This window comes from Limnohabitans sp. Hippo4, from assembly GCF_003063605.1.
GTDB lineage: Bacteria > Pseudomonadota > Gammaproteobacteria > Burkholderiales > Burkholderiaceae_C > Limnohabitans_A.
Map to the genome: position 1 here is coordinate 134,207 of NZ_NESE01000003.1, position 21,624 is coordinate 155,830.

Consider the following 21,624-nt stretch of genomic DNA (forward strand, 5'->3'; position numbering starts at 1 on the left):
GCGAAGCCGCCGCTGGTCAGAAACTCAGGCGCACACCCGACTGCTCTGTCGCGAAACGCGAGAGGTTTTCAAAGAACTCGCCTTGGCCCTTGGTGTCTTGCCACTGGCCCTCTTTGAACTTGTAGTGGTAGCCACCCGACTTGGCGGCCAGCCACACTTCATGCAAGGGCTTTTGCAAATTCACAATGATTTGGCTGCGGTTGCTGAAGGTGATGGTGATCATGCCGCCCACCCGCTGGTTGTCGATGTCAGCATCGGTTTCGTCATTGATGCGATCGCAACTGCCCTCAATGCGTGACAAAAGGCGTTCAGCAGTATCCAGAAATTCGAGGTCGGTCATTACAATCCGTCACATGTTCAAAGTTTTGAGAATTTTAGTCATTGCCCAAATCCTTGGGGTTTGTGCGGTGGCTTTGAGCGCCTGTGGCCAAAAAGGCCCGCTGGTTCACCCCCAAGACCCCTTGGCGGCAGACCGCGCCACCTTGCTTCAAACTTTGATCCCTCAGACACCTTCCAAAACTGAACCATGACAGCCAACGCACTTCCCGGTCAACCTCACATTGCTTACCAAGGCGAGTCCTTGCACATGGAAGGCGTGGCCATGGCAGACGTGGCCGCCCAATTTGGCACCCCTGTGTTTGCCTATTCCAAAGCGTCTATGTTGTCTGCCTTGGCAGCATACCAGCGCGGTTTTGCGGGTCGCAAAGCGCAAATTTGCTATGCCATGAAAGCCAACTCCAATTTGGCCATCTTGCAAGTGTTTGCCCAAGCGGGTTGTGGCTTTGACATTGTCTCGGGCGGCGAATTGGCGCGCGTTTTGGCTGCTGGCGGTGAACCCGCCAAAATCATTTTCTCGGGCGTGGGCAAAACTCGCGACGAAATGAAGCAAGCTTTGCAAATTGGCATTGGCTGCTTCAATGTGGAAAGTGATGCAGAGCTTGAAGTTTTGAACGAGGTGGCCTTGTCGCTCAACACTCGGGCACCAGTTAGCCTTCGCGTCAATCCCAATGTCGACCCCAAAACCCACCCCTACATTTCCACCGGTTTAAAGGGCAATAAGTTTGGTGTGGCGCACGAGCATGCGCTCCAAACCTATCAACGCGCTGCGGCCCTGCCTGGTTTGAAAGTGGTGGGCATTGACTGCCACATTGGCTCCCAAATTACCGAAGCCACGCCGTACCTCGATGCCATGGACCGCATCTTGGATTTGGTGGCCGAAGTTGAGGCTGCAGGCATTCCCATTCACCACATCGACTTTGGCGGTGGCTTGGGCATCAACTACAACGGCGATACACCGCCTGCTGCCGATCAACTGTGGCACCAGTTGTTGGCCAAGCTGGATGCACGCGGCTATGGCGATCGTCAACTGATGATCGAGCCGGGTCGCTCCTTGGTCGGCAACGCTGGCGTCTGCTTAACCGACGTGGTGTTCATGAAACCCGGCGAGCAAAAAAACTTTTGCATCATTGACGCGGCCATGAACGATTTGCCGCGTCCTGCCATGTACCAAGCCTTCCACCACATCGTGCCCGTGTCACCTCGCGCCGGCGCCACCACCTTGGTGGACGTGGTGGGCCCCGTGTGCGAAAGCGGCGACTGGATTGGCCGTGACCGTGAGTTGAATGTTCAAGCGGGCGACACCTTGGCGGTGTTGTCAGCGGGTGCCTACTGCATGAGCATGGCCAGCAACTACAACACCCGTGGCCGTGCGGCCGAAGTGTTGATCGACGGCAAGGTTGTGCATTTGATTCGCGAGCGCGAAACGCCTCAAGACACCTTCCAAAGCGAACGCTTGGTGAAGTGAACCACGCGAAAGCCCAGAAGCACACCTAAGATACCGGCGTAGAGCCAGACCTCGTCGAAATTTCTTTTGGTGGCGCGCATCCAAAAGAAATGCAGAATGGCAAGCACCGCGATGCCATACACCGCACGGTGCAATTGCCGCCAACGCTTGGCACCCATGACCTTCACCGCAGCATTGAACGAGGTTGCGGCCAGGGCGGTTAACAACAGCATGCCTGCCACACCCACTGCAATGAAGGGACGTTTGACAATGTCTTGGGCAATCTCATTCCACGCCCATGACATGTCCAGCAGGCTGTAACACAGCGCATGAATGCAGGCATAGAAAAAAGTCAGAAGCCCCAAGCTGCGTCTGAACAGCAGCCATTCTGGCCATTGCGTGATGATGCGCAAAGGCGTGATCAGCAGCGTGATGCACAAAAACCGCAGCGTCAAATCACCACTGGCGCGAATCAAATACTCTGCCGGATTGGGGCCTAAGCTATCGAAGTAGACACCGGCGCACAAGTAGGCAAACGGCACCAAGGACAACACGACCAGCACCCACTTGGCCAGGGGCTGGCGCAAGCGGTTTCTCAACATCAGAAGTTCTTGGCCAAATCCATACCGGCATAGAGCGAAGCTACCTGCGCTTCGTAGCCATTGAACATGAGGGTCTTGCGCTTCTTGTCGAGCAAGCCCCCTTCGCCGATGCGGCGCTCGGAGGCTTGGCTCCAACGTGGATGGTCAACCTTGGGGTTGACGTTGGAATAGAAACCGTATTCTTGCGGCGCCGCTTTTTCCCAAGAGACCAGGGGTTGCTTTTCAACGAAGCGAATTTTGACAATGCTCTTGCCGCTTTTGAAACCGTATTTCCATGGCACCACCAAACGCACAGGCGCGCCATTTTGTTTGGGCAAGACCTCACCGTACATGCCAAAGGTGAGCAGCGTTAAGGGGTGCATGGCTTCGTCCATGCGCAGGCCTTCCACATAGGGCCAGTCCAAATAACCACCGCGCAGGCCCGGCATGGTTTGCGGGTCGGCCTGCGTGATGAACTCGACATACTTGGCACTGGGCAAAGGCTCAACACGGCGAATCAAATCAGACAAGGAGTACCCAATCCAAGGAATGACCATGGACCACCCCTCAACGCAGCGCATGCGGTAAATGCGCTCTTGCATGGCGCCCCACTTCATGATGTCTTCCAAGTTGAAACGGGTGGGCTTTTTCACCAAACCTTCCACTTCAATCGACCAAGGTGATGTTTTGAGGGTGTGCGCTTTGCGTGCAGGATCGGATTTGTCCGTGCCAAACTCATAAAAGTTGTTGTAGGTGGTGGCATCTTGTTGAGACGTCAATTTCTCAACGGTCATGGCGCCTTGAATTTGCGACTGGGTGGCGGGCAAGGCCGCCAGCTTGGCTGCAACACCGCCGCCCTGCGCAAAAGCTTCGCGCTGCGCCCAGACAGACAAGCCCGCAGCAGCTGCACCGGCCGTCCATTGGCGCAGCAGTTGGCGACGGGTGGCATAGACCTCAGGCGAGGTGATTTCGCTGCTGAGCGGGTGAATGAATCCATCTTGATGGGTGCGAATGAGCATGGCGGACTTTCAATGTGTGAATGTCATTGGAAAACTTCAGGCATAACCCCGTATAAGCAAGGGTTAAAGCGCCTCCTAGGGCCTCTGTCACGGCCAAAAAAAATGGGCCCGAAAGGCCCATTTTGCAGGTTGACGGCTAACTCGCCGTCAAGCCTATGTGATTAACGCAAACCAGCGATGTAGTCTGCCACCGCTTTGATTTCACGGTCGTTCAACTTGGCTGCAACTTGCGTCATTTGCAGGTTGTTTTTGCGAATACCGTCGCGGAATTGTGTCAACTGGCTGACCGTGTAGTCGGCGTGTTGGCCAGACAAACGGGGGTACTGAGCAGGCATGCCAGAACCGTTGGGGCCGTGGCAACCTGCGCAGGCAGCGATTTGGCGATCGGCAATGCCACCGCGGTAAATCTTTTCACCCAAAGCAACTGTTTCTTTTTCTTTGGCAAAACCGGGCGATGCAGTCTTGCTGGCCACGAAGTACGCCACGTTGCGCATGTCTTCAGGGCTCATTTGTGCGGCAAAGCCCATCATGACGGGGTTGGCACGCTTGCCTGATTTGAACTCTTGCAATTGCTTCAAGATGTACTCAGGGTGCTGCTGGGCCAACTTGGGGTTGGCAGGAATCATGGAATTGCCATCGGCTGCGTGGCATGCGGCACAGACACCGGCCACAATAGCCTCGCCTTTGGCCAGGTCTGGCTTGGCAGCTTTGGGGGCTGAGTCGGCGGCAAAAACAGAGCCAACCATCAAAACTGATGTGAAGGCGGCGAACAAAAATTTAGTCATTGACTTCATGGACGACATCCGAAATAGTGGGCGCTAAACCATGGGATTCTACAATGCCTGCTTGCGTCATTTCTGACGCCCTGAAAGTTTGACCTGAATGGCCACCAAAACCAGCCCCGTTTCCAGCTCCAAAGCTGCCCCTGCCAAGCCGCGGAAAACCCCTGCCAAAGTGGCCTCTGCCCCCGAAACGCCCGAAATCAAGGCCATCACCCCCATGGGTTGGATGCACACAGCCCGGTTTCTGACCACGGCCGCCGAACTGTTCCATTTGCCCGAACTCGATGTCCCTGAAATTGCCTTTGTGGGCCGCTCCAATGCAGGCAAATCAACCTGCATCAACACCTTAACCCAGCAAAAACAGCTGGCTTTTGCCTCCAAAAAGCCCGGTCGCACCCAACACATCAACCTGTTTGCCCTGGGCAAACAAGGTGTGACCGACGCTGTTTTGGCCGATTTACCGGGCTATGGCTATGCGGCCGTCCCCAAGCAAGACAAGCTACGCTGGCAAAAAGTGATGGCCAACTACCTGGTCACCCGCGAAAACCTCAAGGGCATCGTGCTCTTGTGTGACCCCCGCTTGGGCATGACCGAGTTGGACGAGGTGTTGCTGGAAGTCATTCGTCCCCGCGTCGAAGAAGGCCTGAATTTTTTGGTGTTGCTCACCAAATCGGACAAGCTAACCCGCTCTGAAGGCGCCAAAGCTTTGTCCATTGCCAAACTGCAAGCCGGTGGCGGTCAAGCCAAACTGTTTTCTGCACTCAAGAAACAAGGCGTGGAGGATTTGGCGCAACTGATGTGGGATTGGACACACACCGATGATTGAAACCTGGCAACAAGACCTGCCGCATGGCATTCAATTGAGTTGCCGCGCGGCAGGCGCCAAAGGTCAACCCGTGCTGATGTTTTTGCACGGATTTCCCGAAGCGGCGTTTGTGTGGGACGAGATGCTGCTGCATTTTTCCAAACCCGAAAACGGCGGCTATCGATGTGTTGCGCCCAATTTGCGCGGCTATGAAAAATCCAGCCAACCTACGGATGTGGCGTCTTACCGTGCCAAATTTTTGGTGCAAGACATTACAGCCCTCATTCAAATTGAAGCGGGTGGAGCGCCCTTGAAAGCCTTGGTGGCGCACGATTGGGGCGGCGGTGTGGCTTGGAACTTGGCCAACCAATTGCCGCAGTTGATGCACAAGTTGGTGATCATCAACTCACCGCATCCGGGCACCTTCTTGCGCGACTTGAAAAGCAATCCTGCGCAAATTGCGGCCAGCGAGTACATGAACTATTTCTGTGAGCCGCAAGCAGCTGCAGAACTCAGTGCCAATGAATTTGAAGTGTTGTTTGGATTTTTAGCCAAAGGCGTCAAGCCCACTTGGCTCACGCCCGAAGTCAAAGCACACTACCGCGCCGCGTGGTCTTGCGGCCTGCAAGGTGGGCTCAACTATTACTGCGCCTCGCCCTTAAAGCCCAACAAGCCTGGTGAGAACACGCTGCAAAATTTGGAATTGCCCAACAGCATGTTGCGCATCAACGTGCCCACTTTGTTGCTGTGGGGTTTGAAAGATGTGGCTTTGTTGCCTAGCCTGAATGAAGGCCTGGCCGAGCACATTCCCCAACTCACCTACGTGCCCATTGAAGAGGGCTCGCATTGGGTGGTGCATGAGCACCCCCAAATCGTTCAGCGAGAAATCTCGGCCTTCTTGTAAACAGCCGGCGCGCCCTCGGGGCGCGTTTTAAATCGTTTGTGTACCCAGTAGTACTGGTCGGGTGTGCGTTCAATGGCCTTGGCCAATTCATCGTTCATGCGCTGTGTGTCCGCTTGAACATCGGCGGTCGGAAAGTCTGACCACATCTCGGACACTTCCATCTCATAACCTTGCGGCGTCATGCGCGTCACCAAACTCATGACAGGCGCACGGCCCAACCTGGCAAAGCGTGACAGTGAAGGCACGGTGGCCGCAGGCACGCCCATGAAAGACACAAAGACAGACTCTTCAGGCCCAAAGTCCATGTCGGGCGAGAGATGCAGCATCTCGCCGTGTCGCAAACCACTCATGATGTGCTTGACACCTTCGTGGCGGAAATAAGGTTTCACATTGCCCGTTCTTTGACGGCCTTGGTTGACCCACGCATCCATCACCTTGTTGTGTTGCGGCACAAAAATAAAGGCCACAGGCTTGCTGGCTTTCAAGGTCAAGGCCAAGCCACCTGCGTCCAGGCCGACAAAGTGCGGCGCAAACACAATCTTGGGGCCCTCTTGCGCCAACTGCGCCATGGCCAAGTCTGAACCGACCCACCTCAAACGCTGTTCAACCAAGCGCAAAGGTGCGTGCCACAACCACGCACGATCGAGCAGGGATTGGGCAAACTGCACAAAATGCGCACGCGCCAAATGGTGAATCTCAGCGTCTGACTTGTGCGGAAAGCACAAACGTAAATTGATTTGCACAATGCGGCGCCGACTGGGGACCACCGCCCACAGCAACACGCCCAACACATGACCCAAAACCCGCAATGCAGGCAGTGGCCAGTGCGACAAAAACCGCATCAACGCAATGAACAGGACGCTCATGCGTGCGGCTCCTGCCGTGGTTGTTTGTAACGGGCGTATCCCCACAAATACTGTTCGGGACGCGTCAAAATCAAACGCTCCATGGCTTGGTTGATTTGAAGCACCACAGCGTCGACGTCGCTGGCCAATTCATCTTGCAACACGCTGGCATGGATGCGATAGCCGCGCCCCCATGACAAGCGCTCGCCCCAGACCAAAACCAACTTGGCACCTGTTTGCAAGGCCAAGCGCGCAGCCAAGGTCATGGTGTAAGCAGGCTTGCCAAAGAAGGGCACCCATTGGCCCATGCCTTCGGGGGGTACTTGGTCGGGCAGCAAACCCACCGATCGACCTGCGCGCAAAGCCTTGATCATTTGCCGGACACCCGCCAAGGTGGTGGGCGCTGTTTCAAGCCCGGGTCGGGCGCGCGAAGCTTCCATGACTTGGGCCAAACCCTTTTGGCGAGACGGGCGAAACAGCACCGTCAAGGGACCTTGCGCAGCACTGAATGCATTGGCCACCGCCTGCGCAGAAATTTCAAAACAACCCAAGTGGGGGGTTAAAAACAACACGCCCTGCCCTTCGCCATAAGCGGCTTCAATGGTCTGGAAGGCGCCCTCGGTCCATTCGACTTTGGGCTGACGCCCCATCCACAAACGCGGCAACTCGGTCGACATGCAACCGGCTTGGCCGACGGCCCCCAGCACTTGCCAGCCACTCAGGCCCGCCGTTTTGACATTGGCCAAAAACCGGCGCCTGTAAGTGGGCGACAACAGCCATGCCAGCCAGCCAATCACTTGACCGATCGCATGCAGAGCCCACAAAGGCCAATGGGCCAAAAATCGAAACCAAAAGATCATGTTGTATTTGTTAAACTACGCCGGTCGCTGAGTTAAACAGAGCAACTTGCAGGGCGACACACACCGTCTGATCAGCATGCACCGCATGCCTCGGATTGTGCCTTGTCTTCGGACACATCTGCTAAAGCGTTCGCCGAGGCCCCAAAGCTCAGGTAGCGCAGATCAACATGCATGCCAAACTTTAGGAGAACCCTCATGGCGAATGACTATCTTTTCACATCAGAATCCGTGTCCGAAGGCCACCCCGACAAGGTCGCCGATCAAATCTCAGACGCCATTCTCGACGCTATTTTTGAACAAGACCCTCGCAGCCGCGTGGCTGCCGAAACCCTGACCAACACCGGTTTGGTGGTTCTGGCCGGTGAAATCACCACCAACGCGCACGTCGATTACATCCAAGTGGCGCGCGACACCATCAAGCGCATTGGCTACGACAACACCGAGTACGGCATTGACTACAAAGGCTGTGCCGTCATGGTTTGCTACGACAAGCAATCCAATGACATTGCCCAAGGTGTGGACCACGCGTCTGACGACCACCTCAACACCGGCGCTGGCGACCAAGGCCTGATGTTTGGTTACGCCTGCAGCGAAACCCCCGACTTGATGCCTGCGCCCATTTATTACGCGCACCGTTTGGTGGAGCGTCAAGCGCAACTGCGCAAAGACGGCCGCTTGCCTTTCCTCCGTCCCGATGCCAAGAGCCAAGTGACCATGCGCTATGTGGACGGCAAGCCCCACAGCATTGACACCGTGGTGTTGTCGACACAGCACAGCCCCGACCAAAGCGAGTCGGCCACCAAAATGAAGGCCAGCTTCAACGAAGCCATCATTGAAGAAATCATCAAGCCTGTGCTGCCCAAAGAGTGGCTGCAAGACACCAAGTACCTGATCAACCCCACAGGCCGCTTTGTGATTGGCGGCCCCCAAGGCGATTGCGGCCTGACCGGTCGCAAAATCATTGTGGACACCTACGGCGGCGCTTGCCCACACGGCGGTGGCGCTTTCTCTGGCAAAGACCCTTCTAAAGTGGACCGCTCTGCTGCTTACGCCGCGCGCTATGTGGCCAAGAACATTGTGGCTGCTGGTCTTGCCACCAAGTGCCAAATTCAAGTGGCCTACGCCATTGGTGTGGCGCGCCCCATGAACATCACTGTCAATACCGAAGGCACTGGCGTGATTGCGGACGACAAGATTGCCGCCTTGGTAAACGAGCACTTTGATTTGCGGCCCAAAGGCATTATTCAAATGCTCGACCTCTTGCGCCCCATTTACAGCAAGACGGCAGCCTACGGCCACTTCGGCCGTGACGAACCCAACTTCACTTGGGAGCGTACCAACTTGGCTGCCACATTGCGCGCCGCTGCTGGTTTGAAGTAATTTTCAAACGCCAAGTGCATCCCTTGCGATGCACATTAAAAAAGGGCAAACACCGCGAGGTGCTTGCCCTTTTTCTTTGTTCGATGTGATCTTTATTTAACGGGGTTCTCGATGGCGCCAATGCCATCAATTTCAACACGCACCACATCACCGGCCTTGAGGTATTTGGGTGGTGTAAAGCCAATGCCAACGCCCACTGGCGTGCCCGTGGCAATGACATCACCTGGGTACAAGGTGATGCCGGCGCTCAATGTTTCAACCAGCGTGGGAATGTCAAAAATCAAATCGGGCGTGGCGGCGTTTTGGCGCTCTTCGCCATTCACGTAGCAACGCACATGCGTGTTGGTGCCGTCGAGTTCGTCGGCGCTCACCAGCCAAGGTCCCATGGGGCAGAAGGTGTCAAAGGATTTGCCCATATGCCATTGCATGTGCTTGTTTTGCCAATCGCGCGCCGTCACGTCGTTGACGATGGTGTAACCCCAAACATGCTTCATGGCATCGGCTTTGGTGATGCCCTTGCCGCCTTTGCCAATGATCACGGCCAATTCGGCTTCGTAGTCAATGGCAGTTGACACTGCAGGCATCTCGATCGCCTCGCCCGTGGCGATGACGCACTCGGGCACTTTGGAAAAAATGATGGGCTCGGCGGGAATTTCGCCACCGGCTTTGGCGCTGCTGTCAAAACCGCTGCGGGCAAATTCTTTGGCGTGTGCATGGTAGTTTTTACCCACGCAAAAAATATTGCGGCGGGGGTGTGGCAATGGCGCGCGCAACTGCACGTCTTTCAAAGCAATGGCAGCACCTTGAGGGGGCAATGCTTCACCGCGGGACAAGGTGTCCACCAATGTGAGTGCACCCAGTTCACGATCGGCCAATGGCAGATCAAAAGGCGTGACGGAATTCAGATCTTGAGACACCAAACCCACGTGAGGTTGGTCTTTGTAGAAGAAGGCTGCAATGCGCATGGTATTGGTTTGGGAAGTGAAATTGAGAACAGCCTCTATTGTGCCGTCATCCGCAATTTGTAGGGGTGAGACCAAGTCACCGGCCCACATGTCCCCTTGTGACATAGGTTCATGCAAAAAAGAAAGCGGGGTGTTAGAGTGCGTTTCAAAGGCATTGCACCCGAGCAATGCACCCTAAAAAATAGCGCAGGAGACTTCATGAATTTCTTCCATGGGACCCGTCCCACCCAAGCAACTCGACGTCATGTATTGGGCACTGCCCTCAGCTTGATGGGTGGCCTCTTTTTGCAGATGGGTTTGACTGGCAGCGCCGTTGCCCAAACTGCGCCCTACCCCAACAAATCCATCACCATGATCGTGCCCTTCCCGCCTGGCGGTTTGGCCGACATTGTGGCGCGCCCTGTGGCCGAGGCCATGAGCCGTGAGTTGGGACAACCCGTGGTGATTGAAAACAAAGCAGGTGCAGGCGGCGGCATAGGCATGGGCGTGGCGGCTCGCGCCAAGCCCGATGGCTACACCGTGCTGATGGCGCTGTCGTCTTTGACAGTGATTCCAGAGGCGGATGCCTTGTTGGGTCGCAGCCCTATGTTTTTGCTGAATGAATTGCGCCCCATTGCTCGCTACACCGCAGATCCCACTGTTTTGGCTGTGCGCGCTGACGCGCCTTGGAAAACCGTTAAAGAATTCATTGAAGACGCACGTAAACGACCTGGTGCCATCAACTATGGTTCGTCTGGTAACTACGGCACCATGCACGTCCCCATGGAAATCTTGGCGCAAACCGCTGGCGTCAAAATGACCCACATTCCGTTCACTGGCGCAGGTCCTGCCGTGGTGGCCATGTTGGGTGGACAAATCGATGCGGTTTCAACAGGGCCCGCCACCGTGCTGCAACACGTCAAAGCTGGCAAGATTCGCGTGCTAGGTCATTGGGGCAATGGTGCCTTGGCGTCCTTGCCCGATGTGAGCAGCTTGAAAGATGTGGGCTTCAACGCCGAGTATGCGCAGTGGTCTGGCCTGTTCATTCCCAGCGGCACCCCCGAGCCCATTGCACAGCGCATTCGCGCCGCCGCCAAAGTTGCGGCACAAGACGCCAAAGTGCGCGACGTGATTCAAAACACAGGCAGTCCCGTGGTGTATTTGGACAGCCCTGACTTTGAAAAATACGTGCAAGCCGATGCCAAACGCATGACCGATGTTGTCAAGAAAATTGGCAAAGTCGAATAAGCGCAAACAGAACTGCAACTCATCTTCAAAATTTCGGAGACACACATGAACTCTTACGGTCAATCGACTTATGGCAATGGCACACAGGCCAAAGCGCTGTCCAAGCATGCAAGCAAGCGTCGCAACATGGTGATTGCATTGGCCAGCCTTTTGGTCATGGGCACTGGCATCTTCTTGTCGCAACAAGCGCATGCGCAAAATTACCCGAACCATCCTGTCAAAATCATCGTGCCATTTGCCACAGGCGGTCCTGCCGACAACTACGCGCGGTTCATCGCGCAGCGTCTACAAGAGAACTTAGGCCAATCATTTGTGGTCGACAACAAGCCAGGTGCAGGCTCTGTCATTGGCACCGACTTGGCAGCCAAAGCCCAACCAGATGGCTACACACTGCTGTTGATGTCCAACACGCAAACCGTGAATGAAACCCTCATTCCCAACAAGCCCTACGCGCTGATGAAGGACTTTGTGGGCATTGCCCCCATCAACTATTCAGACCTGGTGTTGGTGGTCAACCCCACCAAAGGCATGAACTCATTGGCCGACGTCATTCGTGTGGCCAAAGCACAACCTGGCAAGCTGAATTACGCATCGTCGGGTCCTGGCACGCCTTATCACATGGCCGGCGAATTGTTCAAGAGCATGGCCAAGATTGACATGGTGCACGTGCCCTACAAAGGCAGCTCTGGCGCGCGCACTGACGTACTGGGTGGCCAGGTCGACATGATGTTTGATGCCGTCACCACCATGACAGAACAAGTCAAAGCGGGCAAAGTGAAAGCAGTGGGCACCAGCGGCAAATCTCGTTCAGATGTATTGCCCGACGTCCCCACCTTGAACGAAGCTGGCGTGACTGGCTACGAAGCCACCATTTGGTTAGGCCTGATGGCGCCCAAAGGCACACCCAAAGCCATCATCGACAAACTCAACGAAACCGTTTCAAAAATTGCATCACAAGCTGATGTGAAACAACAATGGGCCAAGCAAGGCGCTGTGCCCATGGTCATGAACCCTGCTGCGTTTGACAAATACTTGAACGACGACATTGCCAAATGGTCCAACGTGATCAAGTCGGCCAATATCAAACTGGACTAATTCTTTTGTCACGCTTTATTCATTTGCTCAGCGGCGGTGCCGCTCAAGGTTTGGTCAACGCTTTAAAGCCGTCCATTGAAACCGCCACCAACACCCTGCTGTCCAACACCTTTGGTGCGGTGGGCTTGATGAAGCAAAAGCTCATCGATGGCGCGCCTTGTGATGTGGTCATTTTGACAGCAGCACTCATTGAACAGCTCACCGCTTCAGGCCATGTGGTGGCAGGCAGTGCGCGCAATTTAGGCCCCGTGAAAACGGGCGTTGCCGTGAAGCACGGCACACCGCATCCCCACGTAGAAACAGCCGAGCAACTCAAAGCCGCTATGCTGGCCGCCACAGGCATTTATTTTCCCGACCCCCAATTGGCCACAGCTGGCATTCACTTCATGAAGGTGCTCAATGGCTTGGGCATTGCCGAGACCGTGACCAGCAAACTGCGCCCCTACCCCAACGGCAACACGGCCATGAATGCCATGGCAGCATGCGATGACCCCCATGTGATTGGGTGCACCCAAGTCACTGAGATTTTGATCACCGAAGGCGTTGACTTGGTGGCCAACTTGCCCCTCGAATTTGAATTGGCCACCATGTACACCGCAGGCGTTCGATCGACCAGCACATGCAAGGTCGAAGCGCAGGCCATGATTGACATTTTGACCAGTCCAGAGCAAGCAGCACTGCGCGCCAAGGGCGGCTTCTTGCCCCTGACCTGATTCAGTTCAGGCCAGAGCAGCTTTGGCCAAGTTGTCTGGCGTCATCGGCAACTGCCGCACACGCACGCCCACCGCATGAAACACCGCATTGGCAATGGCGGCGGTGGTGGGACCTTGCGTGGCTTCGCCGGCACCCAATGGCGGGTTGAGTGATGTTGCGTTGTGTGAATCACCCGGCATCAAATGCACGTGCACTTCGGGCACTTCACTGAAACGCAAAATGGGATACGCGTCCCAATGCGTGCTGGTGATGTGGTGGGCATCCCAATGCGCTTGCTCTTTCAATGCCCAACTGGTGGACTGAATGGCGCCACCTTCCAACTGAGAGATGGCGCCATCGGCATGAATGATTTCACCAATGTCCGCCACCACCCACAAGCGGCGCACGTTCACTTGGTGCGTCACCTCTACTTCGGCCACCACAGCGCAATAAGCGCCTTTGCTTTTGTAGCGTGCATACGCAATGCCCAAACCCCAGCCTTCTTTGTGCGCCAAGCTTTGACGACGTTCTAACCAATTCACTTGATCTGCCAAAGTTTGCACCACCGCCTTGGCGCGAGGATCTTCAAGCTTGTCCAATCGAAATGCCACAGGATCGTAATCTTGATCGTTGGCAATTTCATCCATGAAACTTTCGCAGGCAAACACATTGGCATGCGCGCCCAAACTTCTCAACGCAGAGGTTCTGAATGGCAAGCCCAACAAGCGGTGCGCATTCACCTTCACGTGTTGACTGCTGTAAGGCGGTATGGCATTGCGCTCTGCACCAGCACCTGCTGCTGCGGCCACATTGATGGGCTCGAGCACAGGAAACTTTTGCGCTGTTTGCCAACTGTCTTTGAAGGCCGGCGTCGCTGCGCGGCCAGGCCTTGAGCTGTGGCCTTGGCTCCAGACATCGTGTTGCCAACTGAGCAACTCAATAGGGCCGCCATCTTTGGCCGCGCGAATGCTTGTTGTTCCAGTGCTGGCTTGCACCGTGGCCTGCAACTTCACGCGCATCGCAGGCGCCAAAGGCGATTGCTGCATCTCCTCTTCTCGCGTCCATTGCACACGCACGCACTGCCCTGGCACATGACTGGCCAACCATGCCGCGTCATAGGCCACATCGTCCGCACCGTTGTGTCCGTAACAGCCAGCGCCGCGCACATGCTGAACTTCAATTTGGTTCGCATCGATGCAAAACGCAAGCGCCAAATCTTTGCGCAAAGGGAAAATTCCCTGCGTGTGACTCCACACTTTCAAACCACTGTTGGCCTCAGCAGATTCCCAAACCGCCAGCGCCACACTGGGCCCCATCGACCCATGGTGCAATGCGGGGCGGAAATAAACGGCTTCGTACACCTTCGCGCCAGTGCTCGCTTCTTGAGTCTGCCCCGCTTCATGAAACACCTGCGAATCCATCGCAGGCGCCACCTCCGATAAATCAACACCGCCCTCACGGCAATCAGGCAAGGCCTCAATATTCCACTGCAACAAACGCTGCAACCTGCCAACAGCCTTCTCGGCCAATTCTTCAGTAGGCGCAACAACGCCAATCAAACTGCCATCCCGAAACACTTGGATCTCTTTAGACATGGCAGCCAAAGCGTCAGTCCATCCTTCGTCTCGCAACGTGCAACGTAAACCAGGCCCTCGCACCATCCGCCCATGTAGAAAATTAATGTTGATCTGACCCCCATTGTTTTTAATTGGAGTCAGATCAACATTAATTCCCAGGTCGTGAAGGAAGATGGGCTTGCCATGAACAAGCGCGACCAAGTCTTCGCGGCCCTCGGTCAAATTCAAGGCGGAGGACTTGGTGGGCACAGTGACATCCACAGGCAACTGCGCATCAAGCTTTGAGCGCAATTCTGCGTAAGACGAGCATGCGTGCATTTTGAAAAGCTGCGCTGCGTGCGCACACGCTTGGCGAATGGCCAAACCTGAATCTTGGACGGACAAGCTGCCAGACGTCATGCCCTCGTCGGGGCTATGTTGCGTATTGGCTGCCTCGATGTGAATGCTGGCCACAGACACGCTGAGCTCATGGGAAGCCATTAGCTTCAGCGCATGCAAGATGCCTTGACCCAATTCGGCTTTGCCTGTGAACACCGTCACCGTGCCATCGACTTCAAAGCTTAGCCACTGGGCCAGCAGGGGGTTGGTTTTCAAACTTATGGAGGGGGTTGGCTGCTGATTCATGCTGACACCTCTGAATCAAGCACTTTCAAGCCGCACTGAAGTGCAGCTTTCTTCACCGCCCTTAAAACTCGGTTGTGTGCACCACATCTACAAAGATGCGGCTCCAAGACTTCACGGATTTGCAGATCAGAAACAGTTCCATGCGCATTCATCAGCAAGGCAGTCGCGCTGATCAATAGCCCACTGGTGCAGTACCCGCATTGCGCGGCTTGCTCTACGATGAAGGCCAACTGCAGTGCTTTTAAGTAAGGTGTGCTGGGCAAGTCGTCGTTCACATGGGATTCCAATGTGACCACCTTGGCAGCCTGCAAGGCCTCGAGGGGCATTTGGCAACTGGGCTTGGATTGGCCATTGATTAGCACATGGCAAGCACCGCATTGTTCTTGATCACAACCCAAACGAGTTGCCGTCAAACCCAAGTGATGGCGCAAAGCTGACAACACATTGCCAGACGAGCCTGCAGCCAATTGGGCGGGCTGCCCATTGAGGTTCATTTCGATGTAAGGAGCTGACATTCACTTTCCAAGCCAGAGAAACCCTCTGAAATCAGCCCCAATATAAAGGGAAGCTCTTGAAATTCATTCGAATGCCCTTATGATTAGCACTCACAGGAGATGAGTGCTAACAACTCAGCACCCTCCAATGAACCCTAAAGTATTCAATTATTGAGTACTTTTTGTTTTTAACCTTGTTTCATATTTAGGAGATGCAATGAAACTACGTCCTCTCGGCGATCGCGTGATCGTTAAACGTGTCGAAAGCGAAACCAAAACTGCCTCTGGCATCGTGATCCCTGATGCAGCTGCTGAAAAGCCTGATCAAGGTGAAGTCTTGGCTGTGGGCCCAGGCAAGCGCACCGACAAAGGCGAAGTGTTGGCCATGAATGTGAAAGTCGGCGACCGCGTGTTGTTCGGCAAATACAGCGGCCAAACCGTCAAGGTAGCTGGCGATGAGCTGTTGGTCATGAAAGAAGAAGACCTGTTCGCGGTCGTGGAATGAATATTTTGCGGGACTGATCGGCCAACGCGCGAAGCGCATGACCGCTCTGTCCTCAACTGATTAATTGAATTTAGGAGCTAAAAATGGCAGCAAAAGACGTAATTTTCGGCGGCGAAGCCCGCGCACGCATGGTTGAAGGCGTGAACATTTTGGCCAATGCGGTCAAAGTGACTTTGGGCCCTAAGGGTCGCAATGTGGTGCTCGAGCGCTCTTTCGGCGCCCCCACAGTGACCAAGGACGGTGTGTCCGTGGCCAAGGAAATCGAACTCAAAGACAAGTTGCAAAACATGGGTGCCCAGATGGTCAAGGAAGTTGCTTCCAAGACTTCTGACAACGCTGGTGACGGTACAACAACTGCTACCGTGTTGGCACAAGCCATCGTTCGCGAAGGCATGAAGTACGTTGCCGCCGGCATGAACCCCATGGACTTGAAGCGCGGTATCGACAAAGCTGTCACAGCCTTGATCGAAGAGTTGAAGAAAGCCACTAAGGCCACTACAACCACCAAAGAAATCGCTCAAGTTGGTTCTATTTCTGCCAACAGCGACCACAGCATTGGCGAGATCATTGCTAAAGCCATGGACAAAGTGGGCAAAGAAGGCGTGATCACTGTTGAAGACGGCAAGTCACTCGACAACGAACTCGACATCGTTGAAGGCATGCAATTCGACCGTGGCTACCTGTCACCCTACTTCATCAACAACCCCGAGAAGCAAGCTGCTTTGCTCGACAACCCCTTCGTGTTGTTGTTCGACAAGAAAATCAGCAACATCCGTGACTTGTTGCCTACATTGGAAGCCGTTGCAAAAGCTGGCCGTCCTTTGTTGATCATTGCTGAAGAAGTTGAAGGCGAAGCCTTGGCAACTTTGGTGGTCAACACCATTCGCGGTATCTTGAAGGTTGTGGCTGTGAAAGCTCCTGGCTTCGGTGATCGTCGCAAAGCCATGTTGGAAGACATCGCGATCTTGACCGGCGGTAAAGTGATCGCTGAAGAAGTGGGCCTGACACTCGAAAAAGTGACATTGGCAGACTTGGGTCAAGCCAAACGCATCGAAGTGGGCAAAGAAAACACCATCATCATCGACGGTGCAGGCGCAGCTGGCGACATCGAAGCACGTGTGAAACAAATCCGCGTTCAAATCGAAGAAGCCACTTCTGACTACGACCGTGAAAAACTGCAAGAGCGCGTGGCCAAGTTGGCTGGCGGTGTTGCCGTGATCAAGGTTGGCGCAGCCACCGAAGTCGAAATGAAAGAAAAGAAAGCCCGTGTTGAAGACGCATTGCACGCTACTCGCGCTGCTGTGGAAGAAGGCATTGTGGCTGGCGGTGGCGTTGCCTTGTTGCGCGCTCGTCAAAACGCTGGCGCCATCAAAGGCGACAACGCTGACCAAGACGCTGGTATCAAGCTGGTGTTGAAAGCCATCGAAGCGCCTTTGCGCGAGATCGTGTACAACGCAGGTGGCGAGCCATCTGTGGTGGTGAACGCTGTGATGGCCGGCAAAGGCAACTACGGCTTCAACGCTGCCAACGACACCTACGGTGACATGATTGAAATGGGCATTTTGGACCCCACCAAAGTAACACGCACAGCTTTGCAAAACGCAGCATCCGTGGCTTCTTTGATGTTGACCACAGAGTGCATGGTTTCAGAAGCACCGAAAGACGACGCACCTGCCGGTGGCATGCCTGACATGGGCGGCATGGGTGGTATGGGCGGCATGGGCATGTAATTGCCCGCTGCCTCAAGGGTCTGCACAGACCTTTGACCTCGCACAAGAAACCCCGCAAGAAATTGCGGGGTTTTTTTTCGACCGCGCATTCTCAAAACAAGTCATCTAAGATGAGCTCGTGAATTACTTAACTTCTTATCAGGTAATCAAACACCCATGACCGCAAGCTTTCAAATTCAACACAGCGCCATGCTGCTCAAATATTCGGGCATCAGCTTTATTTCCGGCGCAGTGAACCATGGTTTCTTCAGTGGCGAACGTTCCCTCTGGACTGCAGCAATAGGCATCGTCCTTTTTGTGGCCGGCGCATGGATGGAGCACCGCAGTCAAAACAACACGCAAAGTTTGATTGAATCACTTTGGGTGGGCACGTTGCTGTCCATTGGTTTAGGCTTCTTCACAGGCGGACTACAACATTTTCCTGACTCGCCTGCGCGCAGTGCGTGGGTGGTGCCATTAGGATTCGCCATTTCTATTTTGGCGCTGATGTTCACACTCAAAATGCGCATGCAACGCGCATTGATCGTGTATTCATTGAGCTTGGGGCTTGCGGTTTGCGCCAGCAGTTGGGCCGCTTATCAAGCCTTCGAGCGCAACCCAGAATGGGCGGCTGGTGGTCATGCACATGGCGCAGAAGACGCGCATGACACACACAGTGCGCCCGACAGCACACCCATGCACAGCGCAATGGTGATCGATCGCACACTCCAAGTCGACATGAACGACACGATGCGCTTCACACCCGATCTGTTGCAAGTTGCAGCGGGTGAAACGCTCAAATTGGTGGTGCACAACAGCGGTAAATTGCCGCATGAAATGGTCTTGGGCTCTGAAGCCGCGCTCCAAGCCCACGCGGTTGAGATGAAACAATCGCCAGGGCACTCAGGCGGGCACGATCACGCTTCTGGCAATGACTTGCTGGCACTGAGCGTCAAACCAGGCGAAACCAAAGAATGGGTGATCAAGTTCGACCAAGCTCAAACTTTGCAGATGGCCTGCCTCATCCCAGGTCATTTTGAAGCCGGTATGAAGGGGCAAGTGATTGTGCAGGACAAGGGGGCAACAACGCCATCAGCGCAAACGAAAAAACCCGTCAACGAACACGATCACAGTAGCCACAAGCACTGAAGAAAGCTGGGCCAGAAATGTCTGGCCCTGTTCAAATTCAAGCTGCGCGAACCCTTTGCAGCAATTGGGCTGTAGAGGCATCTAGCCCGGCAACATCACCCGATTCAAAGCGAGCATGAATGTCTTTGGCCAACACTTTGCCCAACTCGACACCCCATTGGTCAAAACTGTTGATACCCCACACTGCACCGCTCACAAAGACGCGGTGTTCTTGCAAGGCAATCAAGGCGCCCAAATTGAAAGGCGTTAAGCCTTCCAGCAAGATGAAGGTACTGGGCCTATTGCCTGCAAAGTTTTTGTGACCCCCTGCATCCGACTTGCCCACCATCAAAGCTTGCGCTTGCGCCAGCACGTTGGACAACAACAACGCTTGGTGATCGGGCAACGCATGCGTGGCATTTTTCACCGCCACAAACTCCAGCGGCACCACATCGGTTCCTTGGTGCAGCATTTGGAAAAAAGCATGCTGCCCGTTGGTACCAGGCTCGCCCCACAACACGGGTGACGTGCCATAAGGCAAAGCTTGTCCCGCATGGTCCACTTGCTTGCCGTTGCTTTCCATCTCGAGCTGCTGCAAGTAAGGCGCAAAACGTTTCAGGGCGCTGTGATACGGCGCAATGCACCGGCTGGTGTAGTGCAAAAAGTTGCGATACCAAACATCCAACAAGCCCAAACGAATTGGCAAGTTCTGCGCAGCATCGGCATGTAGAAAATGCTGGTCCATGGCATGCGCGCCCGCCAAAAACTCACGGAACTTATCACCGCCAATCGCAATGGCCAAAGGCAAACCGATGGCCGACCACAAAGAGTATCGTCCGCCCACCCAATCCCAAAAACCAAAACAAGTTTGAATGCCAAATTTGCCTGCGGCTTCTACATTCGTGGTTAGCGCCGCAAAGTGACGCGCCACATCGGTGCCGCCTTGCGCTTCAAACCATCGCTTGGCCGACAAAGCATTGGTCATGGTTTCCAACGTGGTGAAGGTTTTAGAGGCCACCAAGAACAAAGTGTTCTCTGACTTCAAGCCCTTCAAAACCGCATCAAGCTCATGACCATCCACATTGGACACAAAGTGAAAACGCTTGCCCTGCAGCGCATAAGACTGCAAAGCCATCACCGCCATTTGCGGCCCCAAATCTGAGCCGCCAATGCCGATGTTCACAACATCGGTGATCTGCGTGTCCAAGCGAATTTTCTCGGCATACGACAGCATCGCATTCAAAGTTTGGTGCACATCGTTCAACGCTGCCTTGACCGGTGCAGGCAGCGCTTGCGCATCGGCACCTTCAGCAGGATGGCGCAACAACCAATGCATCACAGCGCGTTGCTCAGTGTTGTTGATGGCCTCACCTTGGAACATGCGATCGCGATGCGTCAACACACCGGCTTGCGCCGCCAAAGCCAACAATTGCGATTCAACCTTGGCATCCCAATGGTTCTTCGACAGATCAGCAAACACGCCTGGCGCTTCTTGACTGAAATGCGACGCACGCTTTGCATCGGCTGCAAACGCATCGCGCAAATCAAATCCAGAAAACGCCTTGGCCAGTTCGCTCAGGCCCTGCCAAGCGGCTGTTTGATCTCCTCGCATTGCGGTCCTTTATGCCTTTTGCGCAGCCAACATCAAGCCTTCTAACTTGATGGCATCGACACAGAAAGCACGAATGCCTTCCGCCAATTTCTCTGTGGCCATCGCGTCTTCGTTCAACGCAAAACGGAAACTCGCTTCGTTGTATTGCACCAAAGGCAAGTCCATGCCTTTGGCCGCTTGCGCGTCCAGTGCAGGTGTCAAGGCCTTGTCATTGGCGGCCAACAAGGCCAACAAGTCGGGACTGATGGTGAGCAAGTCGCAACCTGCCAAAGCCACAATCTGGCCGACGTTGCGGAAGCTGGCGCCCATCACCTCAGTGGCAATGCCATTCTTCTTATAGTAGTTGTAGATGGTACGCACAGACTTCACGCCAGGATCGTTGGCGCCAGCACTTGCCGCTTCGTCCCAAGCTGCGCCCGCTGTCTTTTTGTACCAGTCATAAATGCGGCCCACAAAGGGCGAGATCAGTTGTACTTTGGCTTGACCACAGGCCACCGCTTGCGCAAAGGAGAACAACAGCGTGAGGTTGGTGTGAATGCCTTCACGCTCCAACTCGGCGGCCGCTTGAATGCCCTCCCAAGTGGCGGCAATTTTGATCAACACGCGATCACGTGTAATGCCCTGCGCCTCATACAGGCTCATCAATCGGCGCGCACGCGCCAAGGTACCGGCTGTGTCAAAGCTCAATCGTGCATCAACTTCGGTCGACACGCGGCCAGGAATGGTCTTCAAAATTTCGCAACCAAAGCGCACCAACAAATGGTCCATCACCACATCGAGCGGCTGCTCCTTGTGTGCGGCCACAGACTCGGACAGCAATGGCGCATATTCTGGTTTTTGCACCGCCTTCAAGATCAAGGAAGGGTTGGTGGTCGCATCTTGCGGCTGGAACTGGGCCAGCTGTTTGAAATCACCGGTGTCAGCCACTACGGTGGTATGAGATTTGAGGGCGTCGAGTTGGTTCATATCAAAAAATTTAAAACAAGGCTTGAATTATCGATGAAACAAAGTTACATTACAAACTCATTTTTATGTA

Annotated in this window: 22 protein-coding genes; 11 read left to right on the forward strand and 11 right to left on the reverse strand. The window is 54.7% G+C overall.

All coding sequences use genetic code 11. The features are described from left to right. Positions 1 to 16: 16 nt before the first annotated feature. Positions 17 to 340 (reverse strand): iron donor protein CyaY, encoded by a 324-nt coding sequence (gene cyaY, locus B9Z46_RS09700; protein WP_055359778.1) that lies wholly within the window; start codon positions 338 to 340, stop codon positions 17 to 19. 13 nt (positions 341 to 353) lie between these two features. On the opposite strand from cyaY, the gene B9Z46_RS09705 reads away from it, so the two are divergent. Both B9Z46_RS09705 and lysA read left to right on the forward strand, forming a co-directional pair. After that, positions 354 to 530, forward strand: coding sequence for a lipoprotein (locus B9Z46_RS09705; RefSeq protein WP_108256063.1), 177 nt, complete (start codon positions 354 to 356; stop codon positions 528 to 530). Beyond that, the gene (gene lysA, locus B9Z46_RS09710) at positions 527 to 1,804 is read left to right on the forward strand and encodes a diaminopimelate decarboxylase (protein WP_108256065.1); all 1,278 of its coding nucleotides are present in this window, start codon (positions 527 to 529) and stop codon (positions 1,802 to 1,804) included. The genes B9Z46_RS09705 and lysA overlap by 4 nt, the downstream gene beginning before the upstream one ends. Here lysA and B9Z46_RS09715 read toward each other — a convergent pair. From B9Z46_RS09715 to B9Z46_RS09725, 3 genes are all read right to left on the reverse strand, one after another. Then, on the reverse strand, positions 1,768 to 2,385 hold the full coding sequence (locus tag B9Z46_RS09715) for a sulfite oxidase heme-binding subunit YedZ (protein WP_108256067.1): 618 nt from the start codon (positions 2,383 to 2,385) through the stop codon (positions 1,768 to 1,770). The genes lysA and B9Z46_RS09715 overlap by 37 nt on opposite strands. Then, positions 2,385 to 3,383 carry a protein-methionine-sulfoxide reductase catalytic subunit MsrP gene (gene msrP / locus B9Z46_RS09720; protein WP_108256069.1) on the reverse strand — a complete coding sequence of 333 codons (999 nt, stop codon included), beginning with the start codon at positions 3,381 to 3,383 and terminating at the stop codon, positions 2,385 to 2,387. The genes B9Z46_RS09715 and msrP overlap by 1 nt, the downstream gene beginning before the upstream one ends. 161 nt (positions 3,384 to 3,544) lie before the next feature. After that, on the reverse strand, positions 3,545 to 4,129 hold the full coding sequence (locus B9Z46_RS09725; RefSeq protein WP_369907437.1) for a cytochrome c: 585 nt from the start codon (positions 4,127 to 4,129) through the stop codon (positions 3,545 to 3,547). A gap of 253 nt (positions 4,130 to 4,382) precedes the next feature. Between B9Z46_RS09725 and yihA the strand changes: the two genes are divergently transcribed. Together yihA and B9Z46_RS09735 are read left to right on the forward strand one after the other, a co-directional pair. Next, positions 4,383 to 4,991, forward strand: a complete 609-nt coding sequence (gene yihA, locus B9Z46_RS09730) for a ribosome biogenesis GTP-binding protein YihA/YsxC (RefSeq protein ID WP_055361821.1) — start codon at positions 4,383 to 4,385, stop codon at positions 4,989 to 4,991. Further along, complete coding sequence (locus tag B9Z46_RS09735) at positions 4,984 to 5,874, forward strand: alpha/beta fold hydrolase (protein ID WP_108256071.1); 891 nt, start codon at positions 4,984 to 4,986, stop codon at positions 5,872 to 5,874. Before yihA ends, B9Z46_RS09735 begins: the two co-directional genes overlap by 8 nt. On the opposite strand, the gene B9Z46_RS09740 is transcribed toward B9Z46_RS09735, so the two are convergent. After that, positions 5,847 to 6,740, reverse strand: coding sequence for a lysophospholipid acyltransferase family protein (locus tag B9Z46_RS09740; RefSeq protein WP_108256073.1), 894 nt, complete (start codon positions 6,738 to 6,740; stop codon positions 5,847 to 5,849). The genes B9Z46_RS09735 and B9Z46_RS09740 overlap by 28 nt on opposite strands. Beyond that, a complete protein-coding gene (locus B9Z46_RS09745) occupies positions 6,737 to 7,579 on the reverse strand; it encodes a lysophospholipid acyltransferase family protein (protein ID WP_108256075.1) in 843 nt (280 codons plus the stop codon). Before B9Z46_RS09745 ends, B9Z46_RS09740 begins: the two co-directional genes overlap by 4 nt. Before the next feature lie 195 nt (positions 7,580 to 7,774). Here B9Z46_RS09745 and metK point away from each other — a divergent pair, with 195 nt between their 5' ends. Further along, positions 7,775 to 8,959, forward strand: coding sequence for a methionine adenosyltransferase (gene metK / locus B9Z46_RS09750; protein ID WP_108256077.1), 1,185 nt, complete (start codon positions 7,775 to 7,777; stop codon positions 8,957 to 8,959). A 92-nt stretch (positions 8,960 to 9,051) separates the two neighbouring features. Here the strand turns inward: metK and B9Z46_RS09755 are convergent, their stop codons facing one another. Further along, positions 9,052 to 9,924: a fumarylacetoacetate hydrolase family protein gene (locus B9Z46_RS09755; protein ID WP_055361820.1), complete on the reverse strand. Its 873-nt coding sequence runs from the start codon at positions 9,922 to 9,924 to the stop codon at positions 9,052 to 9,054. Positions 9,925 to 10,194: 270 nt separating this feature from the next. Here B9Z46_RS09755 and B9Z46_RS09760 point away from each other — a divergent pair, with 270 nt between their 5' ends. Genes B9Z46_RS09760 through B9Z46_RS09770 form a run of 3 tightly spaced genes read left to right on the forward strand, consistent with a single transcriptional unit; the run spans position 10,195 to position 12,959 of the window. After that, positions 10,195 to 11,151, forward strand: a complete 957-nt coding sequence (locus B9Z46_RS09760) for a tripartite tricarboxylate transporter substrate binding protein (RefSeq protein ID WP_108256455.1) — start codon at positions 10,195 to 10,197, stop codon at positions 11,149 to 11,151. A gap of 45 nt (positions 11,152 to 11,196) precedes the next feature. Further along, on the forward strand, positions 11,197 to 12,246 hold the full coding sequence (locus B9Z46_RS09765; RefSeq protein ID WP_335337956.1) for a tripartite tricarboxylate transporter substrate binding protein: 1,050 nt from the start codon (positions 11,197 to 11,199) through the stop codon (positions 12,244 to 12,246). Positions 12,247 to 12,251: 5 nt separating this feature from the next. Further along, positions 12,252 to 12,959, forward strand: a complete 708-nt coding sequence (locus tag B9Z46_RS09770) for a substrate-binding domain-containing protein (RefSeq protein WP_233245975.1) — start codon at positions 12,252 to 12,254, stop codon at positions 12,957 to 12,959. A gap of 6 nt (positions 12,960 to 12,965) precedes the next feature. Here B9Z46_RS09770 and B9Z46_RS09775 read toward each other — a convergent pair whose 3' ends face one another. Both B9Z46_RS09775 and B9Z46_RS09780 read right to left on the reverse strand, forming a co-directional pair. Beyond that, on the reverse strand, positions 12,966 to 15,140 hold the full coding sequence (locus tag B9Z46_RS09775) for a molybdopterin cofactor-binding domain-containing protein (RefSeq protein WP_108256081.1): 2,175 nt from the start codon (positions 15,138 to 15,140) through the stop codon (positions 12,966 to 12,968). Continuing rightward, positions 15,137 to 15,655 (reverse strand): (2Fe-2S)-binding protein, encoded by a 519-nt coding sequence (locus tag B9Z46_RS09780; RefSeq protein ID WP_108256083.1) that lies wholly within the window; start codon positions 15,653 to 15,655, stop codon positions 15,137 to 15,139. The genes B9Z46_RS09775 and B9Z46_RS09780 overlap by 4 nt, the downstream gene beginning before the upstream one ends. A 196-nt stretch (positions 15,656 to 15,851) precedes the next feature. Here B9Z46_RS09780 and groES point away from each other — a divergent pair, with 196 nt between their 5' ends. From groES to B9Z46_RS09795, 3 genes are all read left to right on the forward strand, one after another. Then, positions 15,852 to 16,139 (forward strand): co-chaperone GroES, encoded by a 288-nt coding sequence (groES, locus tag B9Z46_RS09785; RefSeq protein WP_108256085.1) that lies wholly within the window; start codon positions 15,852 to 15,854, stop codon positions 16,137 to 16,139. An 83-nt stretch (positions 16,140 to 16,222) separates the two neighbouring features. Then, positions 16,223 to 17,869 (forward strand): chaperonin GroEL, encoded by a 1,647-nt coding sequence (groL, locus tag B9Z46_RS09790; protein ID WP_055359767.1) that lies wholly within the window; start codon positions 16,223 to 16,225, stop codon positions 17,867 to 17,869. Between the two features lie 156 nt (positions 17,870 to 18,025). After that, entirely contained in the window at positions 18,026 to 18,997 is a 972-nt protein-coding gene (locus B9Z46_RS09795) for a plastocyanin/azurin family copper-binding protein (protein WP_055359766.1), read from the forward strand. 37 nt (positions 18,998 to 19,034) lie between these two features. Here B9Z46_RS09795 and pgi read toward each other — a convergent pair whose 3' ends face one another. Beyond that, positions 19,035 to 20,588, reverse strand: a complete 1,554-nt coding sequence (gene pgi / locus B9Z46_RS09800) for a glucose-6-phosphate isomerase (RefSeq protein ID WP_108256087.1) — start codon at positions 20,586 to 20,588, stop codon at positions 19,035 to 19,037. A 9-nt stretch (positions 20,589 to 20,597) separates the two neighbouring features. Continuing rightward, entirely contained in the window at positions 20,598 to 21,554 is a 957-nt protein-coding gene (gene tal, locus B9Z46_RS09805; RefSeq protein WP_108256089.1) for a transaldolase, read from the reverse strand. Between the last annotated feature and the right edge of the window lie 70 nt (positions 21,555 to 21,624).